Raw genomic sequence first — 16,609 nt, forward strand, 5'->3', positions numbered from 1 at the left:
ATTTACATTTTAAGAATTTTATTTAATGTAATTAATACTCTGAATGAAATCCTGACTCTCTATCTATAATTTATGAGTAATATAATTATTTATAAATCAGAAGAAAGTTAATGGTTTGATGAGAGTTTAAATTTTATTATTAATAAATATTCATTAGTTTTCTCCATCAAATCATTAAAAGGGGCGATAAAAGTTTGTTTTATTTAGGTAAAAACTGTTATGGAAAATACTGGCAATACTGGTGGTCAGCGCCCGAAAAAGGATAATTCGAAAACTATACTTGTCCTTGTTATTGTAGCTTTAATTGGGGTAATCTGCTGGTTGATTTATTCAAACATGCAGCTAAATGATGAGCTCGAAATCCGAAGTCAGCAAATGGAAGCTGATAGTACAAGCCTTTCTTTAAAGACCCAGGAGCTTGACGAGCTTGCGCTGGCATATGAGAGAATCAGAATGGAGCGTGAGGAGCTTGGTCTGGTTAAGGATTCTCTTAATAAGAAAATTGAGTCCTTGAATCTCTTTATTGCGGAAGTCCGGAAAGGCAATGGTAAAGCAATCGGTCACATGAAAGAAATGATTGTCAGGCTTAAGACCGAGCTCGCCAAAGAAGATAACCAGATAACTGCGCTTAAACGTGAACGTGATTCTCTAAAGATCAATGTGAAGACTTTAACAAAGAGAACCCTCCAGATGAAAGATTCCCTTAATTATCTTCATGTAACCAGGGAGGAACTGGAAGAAAAAGTGGCAGCAGCTTCAGTACTAAAAGCTGAAAATATAAAAGTAGCTATCATAAATGCTAAAGGCAAAGAGTTTTATAAGGATCAATACAAGGCAAAAAACATTGATAAACTAAAAGTTACTTTTGTTCTAGCTGATAACATCGTTGCAAGGAAAGAAAAAAAGAATTTGACCATGCGCCTTATAGAACCAAGTGGAGCCGTGCTTTTTGATCTTTCTACCGGTGGTGGGTTTTTTAAGGCAGAAGGTAAAGATCTGGCTTTCACAGAAAATCAAACGATTCATTTCGATAATACTAATCAGACGGTGACTTTTTATTATCTGAAAGGAAGTACCTATAAGGTTGGCAACTATACTATTGAGCTATATTCCGATGGACATAAAATAGGGGAAACAGATCTTCAGATAAAATAACTTCTTTCCGATCTATAATTAAAGGGACTCTACAGTGGTATGGTCCTTTTTTTATGGAAACCCATTAAATCGTTTTCCTGATAATGAAGGTGAGTTAGCAATAGGTGGAGGACATATACACATAGTTTTTGTTCTGACCTAATAATTTTTTCTCTGTGTCTTCTCTGTGTATCTCTGTGAAATAATTTTATTTGCATATTAGAAGAGTCTCCTAATTAAAAATTCTCACGTTGCTGATCTCGTTAATCATCACTATTTTATGCCTTGATTAATATTAAAGTATTACATGTATTTTTAATCTTTAATCTCTTAGTTTAGGGAACTATGGAAGAAAGAGTCAATAAAGGGAAAAATAAAATAGGTCTTATTAGCGCCACCTGTGTCGTTGTTGCGAGCATGATTGGGACGGGAGTATTTACCGGTCTGGGCTTCCAGGCAGCAGGTGTGAAATCCGTTTCTGCGTTGCTTTTACTTTGGCTGATTAGCGGTGTGGTAACTATTTTCGGAGCACTCACATATGCTGAACTTGCCACACATATGCCAAGGTCAGGAGGGGAGTACCACTATCTATCAAAAGTTTACCATCCAGTCATTGGGTTTATGAGTGGATGGATTTCACTGACTGTTGGATTTGCTGCTCCAATTGCAGTTTCCGCTATGGCCTTTGGTTTTTATGTTTCCAAAGTTTATCAAATGGATAAAGAGGTTTTAGCCACAGTACTTATAGTTATGCTTACTATTCTTAATCTTTTTGGGCTAAAGACAGGAAGTCGATTCCATAACTTTGCTACTATTTTTAATGTAGCTCTTATCGTCATATTTATCTTTGTCGGATATTTTTTTGTTGAATCACATCATTTTCAAGTATCTTTCATCAAGCAGGATTTCAGTGCCGTTATGGATCCTGCTTTTGCTGTTTCACTAATCTATGCATCGTTTGCCTATTCCGGATGGAATTCCGCAGCTTATATTGCAGGTGAAGTTGCAGAGCCGACTAGAAATCTTCCCAAAGCTCTGTTCTTCGGAACTTTGATTGTGCTTGTATTATATGTGTCGCTGAATTTTGTTTTTCTCTATAATGTACCTGTTGAGGAATTGGCAGGAAAGGTGGAGATAGGTTTCATTGCAGGAATGAAGGTCTTTGGCCTCGCCGGAGGAAAAATGATTGCTCTGCTGATTTCATTTGGTTTGGTAGCCTCTGTAAATGCCTTGATAATCACAGGCCCTAGGGTGTCTCAGACAATGGGTGAAGATTATCCGGCGCTCCAGAAAATTTCAATAAACAATGGATTTAAATCTCCATGGGTTGCTATCCTGCTACAGTCATTTTTAGCACTTGTACTTATATATACATCCACTTTTGAGTCTGTAATTACATATATTGGTTTTACTATTAATTTATTTACAACACTCACTGTTGCCGGTGTTTTTATCTTCAGATTAAGAATGAAAAATAAAACTGGAGAAAAAAGGGAGTACAAGACATGGGGATATCCTTTAGTGCCAATTATTTTTATAGTTCAGCAGTGCTGGATGTTATTTTATCTTGGAAAAGAAAAAAGTGAAGCATCTTTGGCGGGACTCATTACAGTTGCAATTGGTATTTTACTTTACTTTATTGTCAGAAGAAAAAATTATCAGAAAGAGGTTATTAATACTCTTTAATTTATATACCATTTTTAAAATAAGTTATGTGGAAAGCAAATACAATCTCTTATTATCTATCAGCCTTCATTATCTTTTTCAGCAGTTGTTCGAGTGATACTCAAAAGGAAAAACCTAACAAGGACAGCCTTGAGCAGAAGAAGATACAAGATACTTTGAAAATAGATGAACCTATGCAGGCATACCTTGAGATTAAATGATTTTTAATCTTCTTTTAACATTAAGACTGATTAATCTGACTGGCTGTTTGTGCTGTACTAAGAAAACATGCTAAGGTTTAAACATTTGTAAGTAATTTCTGATTTAGGAATAAATAAAATGTTTATAACTGATGAAAAGTAATGTGATCTTCAAAGGAATTTTATCATCGCTGCTTTTCTCTTCTGTTACAGCCTTTGCTCAGGATGAAAATATTACACTTCTTCTGCATAAAGATACAACTGCTGCTATCAGAAGGGTGGTTCAACATCCCTATAAATTCAGAGTACAGGTCGTTTACACTCAAGTGCGGAAAGATTCAATAGGTAAGTTGGTATTTGTTGCTTCAGATTTCAGAATTAATGACGATGAGTATTTTTATCCTGCAACTCTAGTTAAGCTGCCGATTGCCGCTCTTGCTCTGGAAAAAATAAATAGCCTCCATACAAACGGACTATCCAAAGACTCGTACCTGAAGGTACTAGTACCTTATATTTCAAAGAAAGAAAAACCTGTGACAATCCGTGAGAACATCATAAGGATGTTGGTTCTGAATGATAAGAATGCCTTCAATCGTCTTTATGAATTTCTCGGTCAGGAGTATATCAATAGCAGGCTGGAACAACTAGGCTATGAGAAGACCCGTATAATTCAAAGGTTTAATTCTGCTAGCACGGAAGAAAACAGAACTACTGGTCCATATGAAATTACTGATAGCCTTGGTAAGACTTTATATAAAGGTATGAAAGTGACTTGCAGGAAAAAGTTTACTAATCCGATTAAAGAAACTAAGATCGGAACTGGCTATATAGAAGGAAAGAAGTTTGTAAGAGTAGCGAAAGATTTTCAAAACAGTAACAACTTTCCATTGAGTGAAGCGCACAGAATGCTTATTTCTGTTATTTATCCTGAGGAGACAGCAGTGGAGAATAGATTCAATATTAGTGCAGAAGATTTTGAGTTTCTTAAGACAGCGTTAGGATACTTTCCAAAAGAAGCAGGGATATTGGAATGGATGAATGATGAAAAGATTTATGATACTCAAGAAAAATTTTTATTTGCTGGAGCATCAAAAGATAGCCTACCGCATGGATTAAGAATTTATAACAAAGCAGGTTTTGATTATGGCTTCATCGCTGATTGCGCCTATATTCAAGACAAAGAGAAGGATGTTGAGTTTTTTGTTTCTGCTGTTTTATATACAAATAGCAAAGATATATTAAGTGAAGAAGGGTATGAATATAAAGAAAATGGATATCCTTTTTTAAAAGAATTAGGTAAATTGATTTATTATCACGAAATTCGAATCAAAGATATAACTGTCAAATAAAGTAACCCTAAAAAAGCAGAGAGGACCGCCCTAACGGTCCTCTTTCTTTTTAGCTCTCTTTAGAAAAGAGATACCACCTCAGGTTTTTCCGGCATCTTAACATCTTCAAGATCTCCTTTGTAATTTCTTCTTTTAACTTGTTTTATATCAATGATTATATTGTCGTTTGGGTTGAGTTGTGAGCCCAGATCATTTACGTTAATGGTAGCGGTTTTGAAAGTTTTTGCAGGACTTCCTCTTCTTCCACGTCCCAAGGAGACGGCCCATTCAGTAATGTTATAGTTAGCTTCTCGCGGAAGCATTCTTTGAAAATCGGGATTGGGTATCATTCTTACGCTGATATTTCTGACAGTTTTTGCTTCCACTCCCACACGAGGATCTATGACCCTGCCATTCACTCTTACTTCAACCGTAGGGGGTGGAATAAGCTTTATTGTAAACTTTTGTTCACCAATATAATTCCCATTGCTACTTACTTTTAGAGAAACTGTAGGAATGCTTCCTGTCGGGACGATCATCACTTCACCTTTTCTGGAACCTTTGGTTACACTTGCGCCTTCTATCTTGAAGTCCGGATTATAATTGTTGGCAAGAGCAGGAACCTGTATATTCAAATTGTTGCCGCAGTTTTTATAAAGCGCTGGTGGCGTTGCAGACTGGACCTGAATGACTGGTTCGGTGACAATATAGTCTTCGGTGATGGTGTAAATGGTGTCTTGTCCATTGGGCTTTTTAATTTTTATTTTCCCTGTCCATGATTTTTTAATCTCTCCTCCAATGTAGTTCCCTCCACTTGCAGTAAATGAAAATTTTCCTACTCCATTGTTATCTACTACAAGATCAGCATTCCCGACACTTATTTTAGGCTTGTCTGAATTGGTAATAGCGGTCAAAAATACATCGGCCTCATACTTCATACCAGCAGGTATAATCTTGGTTCCTGTTCTGACCATTGGTAATAATTCATCAACTTTATATTCGTCTGCATCAAGCTTTTTACTTTTTGCATCTAATACAACAGCTTCAATACCTACCACTCTGGATTCCATTTCACTTAATGCCGCAAGAGCTGCAACTAATGGGGTTTGTCCGAAATTCAATTCTGCAAAATCTTTATTTCTTTGGTCCGGGTTGTTTTTTAGCAAAGGATCTTCAGAAGCGTCAAGAGCAATAGCTCCGAATTTTTTATCCGAACGTTCATTCACAAAGCTTACATAGTCGTTCAGTTTTTTCTTTAGCTCATAAGCTTTACCATTTTTTGCAGCACCAATCATGATTACTTCCACTTCTGTTTCTTCTTTAGCTCCTTTCAAAGTTCCGTCTTCTTCCAGCCCACCTGTTTTCGTGATCATATCCTTTTTCAGATTATCTATAAAAGTAACAAGGTCTCGGGTTTTTTGAGAGATGGCTTCTGCTTCTTCTTTCAGTTTTACCTCATCGGCTTTATTTCCTTTTTGCTTTACAGCAGAGGCTATATTTTTAAGTTTTTCGCTGCTAATATCTTTTGTCTCAGCTACAGTTTTCTCAAGGCTATCATTGAGATACTGGAATTTGTATATCAATGCTGAGCTTACCTGAAGCGCAAGCAATGCGGTTAAGACGAGGTACATCATACCTATCATCTTTTGTCTTGGTGTTTCTTTAGATCCTGCCATATTAGTATAGTGTTAAGTTTCCACAAATAATAATGGCGCGCCGTTTTAAGTCATGACTGAAGAATTTTCATCTTCGACCTCATAATACAGAATGGAAAAAAAGATACAGAATTAAAAAAAATATTTTTTGTCTATTAAGAATAGGTAGTGATTTTCAATAATTAAGGATGTCCATTCAGGATAATCTGAACTTATATTTTGTCGTTGATTACCCTTGTAACAATGCTGTTCATCATAGCTGGCACAATGAACTGGTGGAATGGTTTTATGACAGTGAAATAGAATCTTCCGAAAGAATTGTTAAATCTTACCGGAGTTGTAAGTGTAAATACATAGTTACCATTCCCGCTTTGGGTTAAGTGAAATAGAATTCTAAAGTCAAGATGTTTGTCATCTTCTCCGATCATTACCTCATTATCACTTTTATCAATGACCTTGAAGAGACCAAGTCCGTTTCCTTTCTCAACTCTGAAGAGCTCTCGCTGACGCTTACTGTCGTTTAGCTCAGAAACTTTCAGGCCAAACATTTTAACTACTGTATTCCTAAGAATAAATAGTTTTTCAATCCATCTGGGAGAAGCGTCAAAGAAGGCGTAGACAAGATCATCGACATTGATGGACCTTTCACATTTGAATTCTGTTTTATAAGAGTCCTGGTAGTGAACAGGATAAAAGTTTTCTGTAATGAGAGGATTTTCAGCAGGAGAGGATTTTATGATATGCATAGGTTTCTCTGAATGTATATGTTAAAAATGAGATCAAAAAAATTGCTTTATAATTTATACTTGCCACAAATGTTATGGCAAGTATAAAAAAAACATTGTTTATCTAAACTGACATTCGGTGATATATTTTCCGAGAAGTTTATAGTATAATTTTAATATGGGAGTTATTTAGTAAGTGATATTTTAGATTCACTACTTTTTATAAGCGTAATCCAGAATATAATTTGCCAAAATTTTCCCAGCTTTTGCATAGCATTCCTGCATTCTCAATCCTGCGTCAAATGATGCAAAGCCGGCGGATCCTTCCACACCTTTTATTCTAAGCCTGCAAAGCACCTTATCTGGCTCATCAGATTTTGTAAAAATAAATTCCATATCCGCCATAGCAGGAGCACTAGCTATTGTTCCAGTGTAAAAGCCTGGATCAATTCTTAGCGTCTTTACAGTTACTGTATATGTTGCACTGGTGTCCTTGCTTATATGGAGTTTCTTTTTAGCAAGATATTTATTAAAGAGCTCCGAAAATCTTCTGGGAAAATCATCAGTTTTATTGAATTGCCATTCGCTTTCCCATTTATTGCCAGATCCCTCAGATCTGGAGTTTTTGGTCTCTCGTTTTTCTTCTACATATAATTGCTCTGGTGTGTCACCAATTAACATTCCCTGATAATCAAATTGGAGGTTCAATACAGATTGATCCTTTAAAAACTTAATCTCTTCAGATTTCTCTTTATCTGTTTTTTGAGAAAAGCAATTATAAGAAAGGACAAATAATATTATAAGTGTTGTGAAAAAATGTTTCATTAGTATTTTATAGTTATTAATCAAAAATTACAGTCTTATTTCCGCTCACAAATACTCTTTCTTCAAACACAAGCTTTAGAGCTTTAGCAAGCACAATTTTTTCTACGTCTTTTCCTGCAAGAGCCATGTCTGCAGCACTGTGGGAATGGGCTACTGGTAGTACATTCTGTGCAATGATAGGGCCCTGGTCGAGATCTTCATTTACAAAATGTGCTGTTGCTCCTATGATTTTTACTCCCCGTTCAAATGCCTGTGCATAAGGACTCGCACCAATGAATGCAGGAAGGAACGAATGGTGGATGTTGATGATTTTGTTTGGATACTTTGCTATAAATTCCGGGGAAAGGATACGCATATACTTCGCAAGCACTATATATTGAAAGTCCAACTCTGAAAGCACCTGATGAATATATTTTTCATGATCCTGTCTAGATCTGTTTTCATGACTTACATAATAAAAAGGAATATCAAACTTTGATGCGATCTTATCAAGTATCATGTAATTACTGATCACCGCTTCAACAGACATGTTCAGGTCTTTAAAATAATTTCTCACAAGCAAGTCGCTCAGACAATGGTGCTCTTTAGTCACCATTAGTACAACCTTTTTCTGTTCTTTTTGAGTGAGCTTAATTGTTGATCCCGTGGGAAGAATTTCCCTTAGTTCTTCTAAAAGAGGTTTTTCAGGAAAAAAACCTGTGAACTCAGTCCGCATAAAAAACCAACCTCTGTTTTTATCTACAAATTCAGAGTTTTCTATAATATTAAGGTGGTTTTTATATAATAACCCTGTTATCTTAAAAATCAGTCCTTTCTCGTCAGGACAGTCAATCAGCAAAATCGTGTTTTCCATGAAACTATATTTTTGCAAAATTAAACGCATTTAAGGGAGAAACGAATGATTTGTGGGATGATTTTGTTTAATTTGAAAATGGTATGCATGCATAACATTTTTGTGGATTATTCGTTTCTACCAAAAAAACCAGAGTTATGAAGCCCTATCAAACGGTTTGTTTCCATATTAAGACTACCTGGCATGCAATTTCCAGGATGTATAATGAGCAGGCTGCAAAATTCGGGTACACAGCGTCAATAGGTTATGTCCTTTTATATATAGATACTGTAGAAGGAACTCCGGCTACCAAGATTGGTCCTTTGATTGGAATGGAGCCGAGAAGTCTTACCCGAATGCTGAAAAGTCTGGAGGAAAGCGAATTGATCCGCAGAGTACAAGACAAGAAAGATAAAAGACTTGTGAAGATATTTCTGACCGAAAAAGGCAAAGAAAAAAAGGAGATGGCTAAGAAGGTTGTCAGAAGATTTAATCAGGTTGTGCGTGAGGAGATTCCGGAAGAAAAATTAAAAGTATTTTTTGAAGTCGCGGAAAAAATAAATAGTATTATCGAACATAAAGAAATTTATAATAATAAAACCGAAAACACTAACACTTTTTAGTATGACCAGAAAAATCAAGAAAGTTGCTGTATTGGGCTCTGGTGTGATGGGTTCACGAATCGCCTGCCATTTCGCAAATATCGGAGTGGAAGTGTTGTTACTGGATATCGCACCTAAAGAACTTAATGATGCAGAAAAAGCTAAAGGTTTAACTTTAGAAAGTAAGGTGGTAAAAAACAGGATCGTTAATGATGCCTTGCAAACAGCCATCAAATCAAACCCTGCGCCTTTATATGATGCGGATTTTCAAAAGAGAATCAGCACAGGGAACTTCGATGACAACATGAAGGAGATTGGAAGTTATGACTGGATCATAGAAGTTGTTGTAGAAAATCTGAATGTTAAAAAGATTGTTTTCGAAAGTGTAGAGAAATTCAGAAAGCCCGGAACGCTTGTTACTTCTAATACTTCCGGTATTCCTATCCACCTGATGGCTGAAGGAAGAAGCGAAGATTTCCAGAAAAACTTCTGCGGTGCTCACTTCTTCAACCCTCCAAGATATTTAAAACTCCTTGAAATAATTCCGACCCAAAAGACTGATCCGGAAGTTGTAAAATTCCTGATGCATTACGGAGATCTTTTCCTTGGGAAGACCACTGTATTGTGTAAAGACACTCCTGCTTTCATCGCAAACAGAGTAGGTATCTATTCTATTATGGAAGTGCTGAATGTAATGGGTGACCTAGGTCTGAATATAGATGAAGTAGATAAACTTACTGGTCCGGTAATCGGAAGACCAAAATCTGCAACATTCAGAACTGCTGATGTTGTTGGTTTGGATACTTTAATTAAGGTAGCAAATAATCTTTATGAAGGTCTTCCAAATGATGAGTCTAAAGATGCCTTTAAATTAAAGGATTATCTGAAAGTGATGGATGAAAAGAAATGGTATGGAGACAAATCAGGACAAGGGTTTTATAAAAAATCAAAAAATGCTGAAGGAAAAACTGAAATCCTTTCTCTTGACTTAAAGACAATGGATTATGCTCCTCAGCAAAAGGTAAAATTCCCAACCCTTGAGCAAACAAAGACTATTGATGACCTTAAAACAAGAATGAAAGTTCTGCTTGCTGGTCAGGATAAGGCTGGAGAATTTTATAGAAAATCTTTTGCAGGAATTTTCAGATATGTAACAAACAGAATCCCTGAAATTTCTGATGAGCTATATAGAATAGACGATGCCATGAAAGCCGGCTTCGGATGGGAGCTTGGTCCTTTCGAAACATGGGATGCGGTTGGTCTTGAAAAAGGTCTTAAAGTAATGGAAGAGCTTGGTAAAAAACCGGCTCAGTGGGTTTATGATTTAATAGCAGGCGGTAACAAGTCATTCTATAAGGTTGAAGACGGAAAGAGAAAGTATTATGATATCCCTACAAAATCTTACAAAGATATTCCGGGAACAGAAGACTTTATCATTCTTGAAAATATTAAGGGCAATAAAGTAGTATGGAAAAATTCTGGCGCTTCACTGTATGATATCGGTGATGGCGTTCTGAATCTGGAATTCCATACAAAAATGAATACACTTGGAGGTGAGGTAATAGAAGGGATTAACAAGGCCATCAATCTTGCTGAAAAAGATTATGCAGGTCTTGTGATCGCAAATGAAGCACCGAACTTCTCAGCTGGAGCGAACCTTGCACTTCTGTTAATGTATGCGATTGAACAGGAGTATGATGAAATCGATTTCATGATCCGTACTTTCCAGAACACCATGATGCGAGCGAGATATTCTTCAATCCCTGTAGTTGTTTGTCCTCATGGACTGACACTTGGAGGTGGATGTGAAATGAGCCTTCATGCAGATGCTATTCAGGCGCATGCAGAAACTTATATCGGCCTAGTAGAATTCGGTGTAGGCCTGATTCCTGCCGGTGGTGGTACAAAAGAAATGACATTGAGAGTGTCTGATGCTTACGAGGAAGGTGATATTCAGCTAAACTCTTTGAAGAATGCTTATATGAATATTGCGACTGCAAAAGTGGCCACATCAGCACACGAAGCAAAGAGAATGGGATATCTCAGAGTTCAGGACGGCATCTCTGTAAATGCTAACAGAGTCATTACTGATGCTAAAAACAAAGTGCTTGAACTTGCAAAAGAAGGCTATTCTCAGCCAAAACAAAGAAGAGATATTAAAGTGCTTGGTAAAAATGGTCTTGGTATGTTCCTTGCAGGAGCTAACTCTATGGTATCTGGAAAATACATCAGCGAGCACGACAAATTGATATCAGAAAAACTTGCTTATGTAATGTGTGGTGGAGACCTTTCTGCTCCAACTCTGGTATCCGAGCAATACCTGCTTGACCTTGAAAGAGAGGCTTTCCTTTCTCTGACAGGACAAAAGAAAACGCTTGAAAGAATTCAAAGCATTCTTACAACCGGTAAACCGCTTAGAAACTAAGGGGTAATTATTGAAACTAATAAAACTTTAAATCCAACGACTATGAATACATATATAGTAGCAGGTTACAGATCAGCAGTGGGGAAAGCTCCAAGGGGAGTGTTCAGATTTTTTCGCCCCGATGATCTTGCGACAGAAGTGATAAAGCATCTTGTTAATTCTGTTCCCAGTCTTGACAAGGAAAGAATAGATGATGTGATCGTGGGTAATGCAACACCAGAGGCAGAGCAAGGATTAAATATTGGTAGAATGATTTCTCTGATGGGTTTAAACACGGTGAAAGTTCCGGGCATGACAGTAAACAGATACTGTGCTTCAGGTCTAGAAACCATTGCAATCGCTCATGCTAAAATCAGTGCAGGAATGGCAGATTGTATCATTGCTGGTGGTGCAGAATGTATGAGTCCGATACCTTTTGGTGGTTGGAAGATCGTTCCGAACTATGAACTGACCAAAGAACATGCAGACTACTATTGGGGAATGGGATTAACAGCTGAAGCAGTTGCAGATCAATATAAAGTGTCAAGAGAAGATCAGGACGCCTTTGCTTTCCAATCTCATATGAAGGCGTTGAATGCCATAAAGAATGGTTTGTTTAAAGATGATATTGTTCCGATTACAGTGAAGGAAACATACCTTGATGAGAATGAAAAGAAAAAGACAAGAGAGTATGTAGTTGCTAATGACGAAGGTCCAAGAGCAGATACAAACATTGCTTCTCTTAACAAATTAAAACCTGTGTTTGCGGCTAATGGATCAGTTACTGCAGGTAACTCATCTCAGACTTCAGACGGAGCAGCGTTTTTGTTGCTAATGTCAGAAAGGATGGTAAAGGAGCTTAATGTTACGCCGATTGCAAGAATGGTATCTTATGCCACTGCAGGTGTAGAACCTAGAATTATGGGTATCGGTCCGATCGATGCAATTCCAAAAGCTGTGAAAATGGCTGGTATGAAGCTCGATGATATTGATCTTGTAGAATTGAACGAAGCATTTGCAAGTCAGTCTCTTGCTGTGATCAGAGAAACAGGCCTTAATCCTGATAAAGTAAACGTTAACGGTGGAGCGATCGCTTTGGGGCACCCTCTGGGATGTACAGGAGCTAAGTTGTCCGTTCAGATTTTCAATGAACTGAAAAGAAGAAATAAAAAATACGGCATGGTTACCATGTGTGTCGGTACAGGCCAAGGCGCTGCCGGCATATTTGAAATGCTGTAAGAAATTAAAGTCCTTCTCTTTCGGGAGAAGGGCTTAGGATGAAGTCCTATTAAATATTTTTAACCTAAGAACTTAATACACATATTAACTATTAAGAAAATGACGACACTAACTAAGAAAATCAAAGGAGGCGAGTTCATTGTTAAAGAAACTGAAGCCGATAGCATATTCATCCCTGAAGAATTTAATGAAGAGCAAAAGATGATTGCCGACATGGCAAAAGATTTTTTGAGAACTGAAGTGCTTCCTATTCTTGACAAGATTGATGTTCAGGAGCCTGGACTAATGGAGTCTCTTCTAGTCAAAGCAGGTGAGCTGGGTTTGCTGGGAACTTCTATTCCTGAGAAATATAACGGTTTCGGAAAAGACTTCAATACCTCTCTTTTGATGACAGAAGTTGTTGGTGGAGGACATTCATTTGCAGTAGCAGTTGCTGCACATACCGGAATCGGTACTTTGCCGATTTTATATTTCGGTACAGATGCTCAAAAGCAAAAATATCTTCCAAAACTTGCTACCGGAGAGCTTAAGGCTAGCTACTGTTTGACTGAGCCAGGATCAGGTTCAGATGCTCTTGCTGCCAAAACAAAAGCACAGCTGACTCCAGATGGAAAACACTATATCATCAATGGTCAAAAAATGTGGATTACCAATGCTGGCTTTGCAGATGTGTTCATTGTATTTGCTCAGATCGATGGAGATAAATTCACTGGGTTTATTGTAGAGAAAGGTCCTGGAGTGACACTTGGCAACGAAGAACACAAAATGGGTATCAAAGGATCAAGTACCCGTCAGGTATTCTTCAACGACTGCAAAGTGCCAGCAGAAAACGTTCTTGGTCAGATAGGTAAAGGTCACCTGATTGCCTTCAACATCCTGAACATAGGCCGTATTAAACTTGCTGGTGCTGCTATTGGAGCTTCTAAGAGAACAAGCACACTTTCTATTCAATATGCAAAAGAAAGAGTTCAGTTTAAACAACCGATTGCAAACTTCGGAGCTATTCAACATAAACTGGCGGAGCAGGCAGTGCAAATATTTGCAGTAGAGTCTGCAATGTACAGAGCGGGAGCAGATATCAATGCTGCTGAAGAGAAGTTGATGAGTGAAGGCAAATCTGAAGAAGAAGCATTGCTTGGTGCAGCTCAGGAATTTGCCATAGAGTGTGCAATATTGAAAGTCGCTGGCTCTGAAGCTTTGGATTATGTGGCTGATGAGGGTGTTCAGATTTTTGGTGGATATGGATTCTCTGCAGATTATCCGATGGATAGGGCTTACAGAGATTCAAGAATTAACAGGATCTTTGAAGGAACTAACGAGATCAACAGATTGCTTACACTTGATATGTTCATGAAGAAAGCAATGAAAGGTGAAATCGATCTGATGGGACCTGCAATGGCAGTTCAAAAAGAACTTACAGGTATTCCTGAGTTCGGAAACGATGATGATGGTTTCCTTGCTGCTGAGAAAAAGGCTATTAAGAATTTCAAAAAGGCTTTATTGATGATTGCCGGAGCTGCTGCTCAGAAATATATGGATAAACTAGCTCATGAGCAGGAAATCGTGATGAGTCTTGCTGATATAGCTATCCTTACTTATGTGGCAGAGTCAACATTGTTAAGGGCAGAGAAGTTGAAAAACATTAAAGGTGAAGAAGCAGCAAAACATGCCCTGGAGATCGCTAAGATTTATCTGAATGATGCTGCAGATAAAGTAAACATAGCTGGTAAAAATGCTATCAATGCAATGGCCGAAGGAGATATGCAAAGAATGATGCTAATGGGATTGAAGAGATTTACGAAAGTAAATCCTTATAATACCAAAGATGCAAGAAGAAGATTGGCAGCATATTTGATTGAAGCAAACCAATATCCTTTCTGATTTTTTTCATACGCAATTATATAAGTAAAAGAAAGGCTGTCCTGTAGCAGGGCAGCCTTTTCTGATTTAATAGAATTGAAGCTGATTATTCAAGTCTCATAAGCCAATGAAGTATCTTGCCCAACATATGTTCAATCTTGTTAATTTTTTTTCTTTCCTTAATTGAGGTGGTAACCTCATTAAGAACCTGGATAGCACCTTGTATAATTAGTTGAGAAGATTGTTTGTTCTGACAGGCAAGATGTTTTTCAGTAGCTTTAAGGACTTCTATAACCTCTTTTATCTTTTTTTCATCAATTGTATCTTTCATAGTTCTGTCAATGGAATGGAGGTTACATGCCCGTTTACAATAATTATAAATTCTAAAATCATAAATAGAATCTGATTTTAGAAAGGCGTTATTGTCCATTTCTACAATCAGGCCAGATAAATGTAATCCCTATGAAATGTCTTGATAAAAGATAATATTACATACGAAAAGGTTTTGATGTTTTGCTGTGAACAACAGTTTTTGGGTTGATTATTAGAGGGAATGTGATTGAAGTTATAGTGTTGAGGTGTATTTTGGCCTGCATTTATTACCTGTTCTGGTTGTTAAATTTTTTTTACCAAGTTTTTGAAGTGTTATTATCATGTTCAAACGACATTGTGTCTGTCCTTCTTTTTAAAAAATGATTTAAGAGAAAGCATATATGGTGTTTACTATTAATTTACGCTGAGTTTAGGGCAACAAATAAAAATTGGAAATAGTGAAGGTGAAAGTTTAAGTGTGGGAACATTTATTGTCTTTATGCAGAATAACTAATTTGCTAAATGAATTTAATGTGGTTCATTTATTTTTTGAAGATACTTTACCTTATTAAAATACCAGAGATAATTCGGAAATGCTTAGCCGACTTTAGATGGACTATTGAAAGGTAACTACTTTTGGATAAAGTTTATCACATGATTTATAACTGTGGGATCCTTAATGATCTGTTTGTGCCCCAGATTTTCTGTAAGTAGAAAATTTGCATTTCCCCACTCTTCAACTAATTCATAGGTATCATTAAAAGGAATTACTCGGTCATTCTTGTCATGTATGAGTAAAATGTCCTTTGCCCTGACTGTTCTTATATATGATTTGATTTTAAAAGTTTTCGATGCTTCAGGGTATTTTTTCTCGAAGTCCTGAATCAATTTTGATATAAGAGGTTGTCTCATGCAAAGAAAAGAACCAAATCGCGTGAGAACACCAGGAGGATCAAATGAACAACTTATTGCTATAAGTTTTTCAATAGGGAAGTCGTTAATATGCGAAAGCTTGTGGACAACAGAAGTTGCGCCGAACGAATGTGCAATGATGCCTTTGAAATCTTTTGTCTTCCTCATTAATGCTTCTACTGCATCTCCGAAATCTATCATATCGGTTTGCTTTCCCGGGGAGTTTCCATGAGCTGGCCCATCAAAAGAAACAACTTTATATCCTGCTGCAAGCAAGTATGGTACGAAGTCCTTAAAATGAGCAGCCTTTGAGTCCCAACCATGTATCAGCAAAATGGCAGGTCCATTTGTGCCCCAGGAGTATCCTTTTAGGTTTTCATTCTTATAAGGGATATCAAACTTTTGGGCGCTATCAAGAAAATCAATCTCCGCTTTCTTTAATTTACTTCTCCTTGTGGTCTTAAAAAGTTTCGTTGCAAAGCTGATAGCAAAATCTTCTTTAATTAAGGTAAGATGTTTAAAATAGAATCTTATCAATGAAAGAACAAAAGTCTTTTGTTCTTTACTCTGTCTCTTGGCCTCAATGGCTGAAAAAGTTTTTATTCTTTCTGCATTGGTTTGAATCATTGTGTCCATAGTTGTATTTGTAGTAAATAAAAAATTACTTTCAATCTTTTGAACGTGGAAATTTATCTCAACTTGTGGAAGTAAAGTAAATGATAAATTTACATAAAATAACCATTCAAAAAATAAAAGCATGGGGAGAAATAGTATCTTCCTATTGGAAAAATGAGTTCAAAAGTATTTGGAATTACTGTCAATTTAGAGGGTCCTTGTACTTTAATTTATATGACCTGCACCCTATTTGATTGAAAAATTAATATTGGTAAGTTAATGGATTTCTTTTATGATTATT

General features: G+C 36.8%; 14 protein-coding genes. 8 read left to right on the top strand and 6 right to left on the bottom strand.

Translation table 11 applies throughout. From position 1 onward, the window contains the following. The first annotated feature begins 219 nt into the window (after nt 1–219). The 4 genes from J7604_RS01820 (at nt 220) to J7604_RS01835 (ending at nt 4,348) form a co-directional block, all read left to right on the top strand. Nucleotides 220–1,155 (top strand): hypothetical protein, encoded by a 936-nt coding sequence (locus J7604_RS01820; protein WP_293890231.1) that lies wholly within the window; start codon nt 220–222, stop codon nt 1,153–1,155. A gap of 324 nt (nt 1,156–1,479) precedes the next feature. Further along, nucleotides 1,480–2,820 carry an APC family permease gene (locus J7604_RS01825; protein ID WP_293890232.1) on the top strand — a complete coding sequence of 447 codons (1,341 nt, stop codon included), beginning with the start codon at nt 1,480–1,482 and terminating at the stop codon, nt 2,818–2,820. A 26-nt stretch (nt 2,821–2,846) separates the two neighbouring features. Continuing rightward, entirely contained in the window at nt 2,847–3,020 is a 174-nt protein-coding gene (locus J7604_RS01830) for a hypothetical protein (protein WP_293890233.1), read from the top strand. A gap of 131 nt (nt 3,021–3,151) precedes the next feature. Beyond that, a complete protein-coding gene (locus J7604_RS01835) occupies nt 3,152–4,348 on the top strand; it encodes a serine hydrolase (RefSeq protein ID WP_293890234.1) in 1,197 nt (398 codons plus the stop codon). Nucleotides 4,349–4,407: 59 nt separating this feature from the next. Here the strand turns inward: J7604_RS01835 and gldM are convergent, their stop codons facing one another. The 4 genes from gldM to purU all read right to left on the bottom strand — a co-directional run bounded on the left by gldM (nt 4,408) and on the right by purU (nt 8,385). Continuing rightward, nucleotides 4,408–6,003: a gliding motility protein GldM gene (gene gldM / locus J7604_RS01840; RefSeq protein ID WP_293890235.1), complete on the bottom strand. Its 1,596-nt coding sequence runs from the start codon at nt 6,001–6,003 to the stop codon at nt 4,408–4,410. Nucleotides 6,004–6,194: 191 nt separating this feature from the next. After that, the gene (locus J7604_RS01845) at nt 6,195–6,728 is read right to left on the bottom strand and encodes a DUF2867 domain-containing protein (protein ID WP_293890236.1); all 534 of its coding nucleotides are present in this window, start codon (nt 6,726–6,728) and stop codon (nt 6,195–6,197) included. 192 nt (nt 6,729–6,920) lie between these two features. After that, nucleotides 6,921–7,532, bottom strand: coding sequence for a hypothetical protein (locus J7604_RS01850; RefSeq protein WP_293890237.1), 612 nt, complete (start codon nt 7,530–7,532; stop codon nt 6,921–6,923). A 16-nt stretch (nt 7,533–7,548) separates the two neighbouring features. Continuing rightward, complete coding sequence (gene purU, locus J7604_RS01855) at nt 7,549–8,385, bottom strand: formyltetrahydrofolate deformylase (RefSeq protein WP_293890238.1); 837 nt, start codon at nt 8,383–8,385, stop codon at nt 7,549–7,551. Nucleotides 8,386–8,522: 137 nt separating this feature from the next. Between purU and J7604_RS01860 the strand changes: the two genes are divergently transcribed. The 4 genes from J7604_RS01860 (at nt 8,523) to J7604_RS01875 (ending at nt 14,490) form a co-directional block, all read left to right on the top strand. Further along, nucleotides 8,523–8,987: a MarR family transcriptional regulator gene (locus J7604_RS01860; protein ID WP_293890239.1), complete on the top strand. Its 465-nt coding sequence runs from the start codon at nt 8,523–8,525 to the stop codon at nt 8,985–8,987. Nucleotide 8,988: 1 nt separating this feature from the next. Next, complete coding sequence (locus tag J7604_RS01865) at nt 8,989–11,391, top strand: 3-hydroxyacyl-CoA dehydrogenase/enoyl-CoA hydratase family protein (protein ID WP_293890240.1); 2,403 nt, start codon at nt 8,989–8,991, stop codon at nt 11,389–11,391. A 42-nt stretch (nt 11,392–11,433) separates the two neighbouring features. Continuing rightward, the gene (locus J7604_RS01870) at nt 11,434–12,609 is read left to right on the top strand and encodes an acetyl-CoA C-acyltransferase (RefSeq protein WP_293890241.1); all 1,176 of its coding nucleotides are present in this window, start codon (nt 11,434–11,436) and stop codon (nt 12,607–12,609) included. Nucleotides 12,610–12,708: 99 nt separating this feature from the next. Next, entirely contained in the window at nt 12,709–14,490 is a 1,782-nt protein-coding gene (locus J7604_RS01875) for an acyl-CoA dehydrogenase family protein (protein WP_293890242.1), read from the top strand. An 85-nt stretch (nt 14,491–14,575) separates the two neighbouring features. Here J7604_RS01875 and J7604_RS01880 read toward each other — a convergent pair whose 3' ends face one another. Next, entirely contained in the window at nt 14,576–14,800 is a 225-nt protein-coding gene (locus J7604_RS01880; RefSeq protein WP_293890243.1) for a hypothetical protein, read from the bottom strand. Between the two features lie 611 nt (nt 14,801–15,411). After that, nucleotides 15,412–16,329, bottom strand: coding sequence for an alpha/beta hydrolase (locus J7604_RS01885; RefSeq protein WP_293890245.1), 918 nt, complete (start codon nt 16,327–16,329; stop codon nt 15,412–15,414). Nucleotides 16,330–16,609: the final 280 nt, after the last annotated feature.

Source organism: Sporocytophaga sp., from assembly GCF_017745095.1.
Lineage (GTDB): Bacteria > Bacteroidota > Bacteroidia > Cytophagales > Cytophagaceae > Sporocytophaga.

Coding starts and splice junctions, on each gene's coding strand:
- J7604_RS01820 (WP_293890231.1), top strand. CDS start 220: ATGGAAAATACTGGCAATACTGGTGGTCAGCGCCCGAAAAAGGATAAT.
- J7604_RS01825 (WP_293890232.1), top strand. CDS start 1,480: ATGGAAGAAAGAGTCAATAAAGGGAAAAATAAAATAGGTCTTATTAGC.
- J7604_RS01830 (WP_293890233.1), top strand. CDS start 2,847: ATGTGGAAAGCAAATACAATCTCTTATTATCTATCAGCCTTCATTATC.
- J7604_RS01835 (WP_293890234.1), top strand. CDS start 3,152: ATGAAAAGTAATGTGATCTTCAAAGGAATTTTATCATCGCTGCTTTTC.
- gldM (WP_293890235.1), bottom strand. CDS start 6,003: ATGGCAGGATCTAAAGAAACACCAAGACAAAAGATGATAGGTATGATG.
- J7604_RS01845 (WP_293890236.1), bottom strand. CDS start 6,728: ATGCATATCATAAAATCCTCTCCTGCTGAAAATCCTCTCATTACAGAA.
- J7604_RS01850 (WP_293890237.1), bottom strand. CDS start 7,532: ATGAAACATTTTTTCACAACACTTATAATATTATTTGTCCTTTCTTAT.
- purU (WP_293890238.1), bottom strand. CDS start 8,385: ATGGAAAACACGATTTTGCTGATTGACTGTCCTGACGAGAAAGGACTG.
- J7604_RS01860 (WP_293890239.1), top strand. CDS start 8,523: ATGAAGCCCTATCAAACGGTTTGTTTCCATATTAAGACTACCTGGCAT.
- J7604_RS01865 (WP_293890240.1), top strand. CDS start 8,989: ATGACCAGAAAAATCAAGAAAGTTGCTGTATTGGGCTCTGGTGTGATG.
- J7604_RS01870 (WP_293890241.1), top strand. CDS start 11,434: ATGAATACATATATAGTAGCAGGTTACAGATCAGCAGTGGGGAAAGCT.
- J7604_RS01875 (WP_293890242.1), top strand. CDS start 12,709: ATGACGACACTAACTAAGAAAATCAAAGGAGGCGAGTTCATTGTTAAA.
- J7604_RS01880 (WP_293890243.1), bottom strand. CDS start 14,800: ATGAAAGATACAATTGATGAAAAAAAGATAAAAGAGGTTATAGAAGTC.
- J7604_RS01885 (WP_293890245.1), bottom strand. CDS start 16,329: ATGGACACAATGATTCAAACCAATGCAGAAAGAATAAAAACTTTTTCA.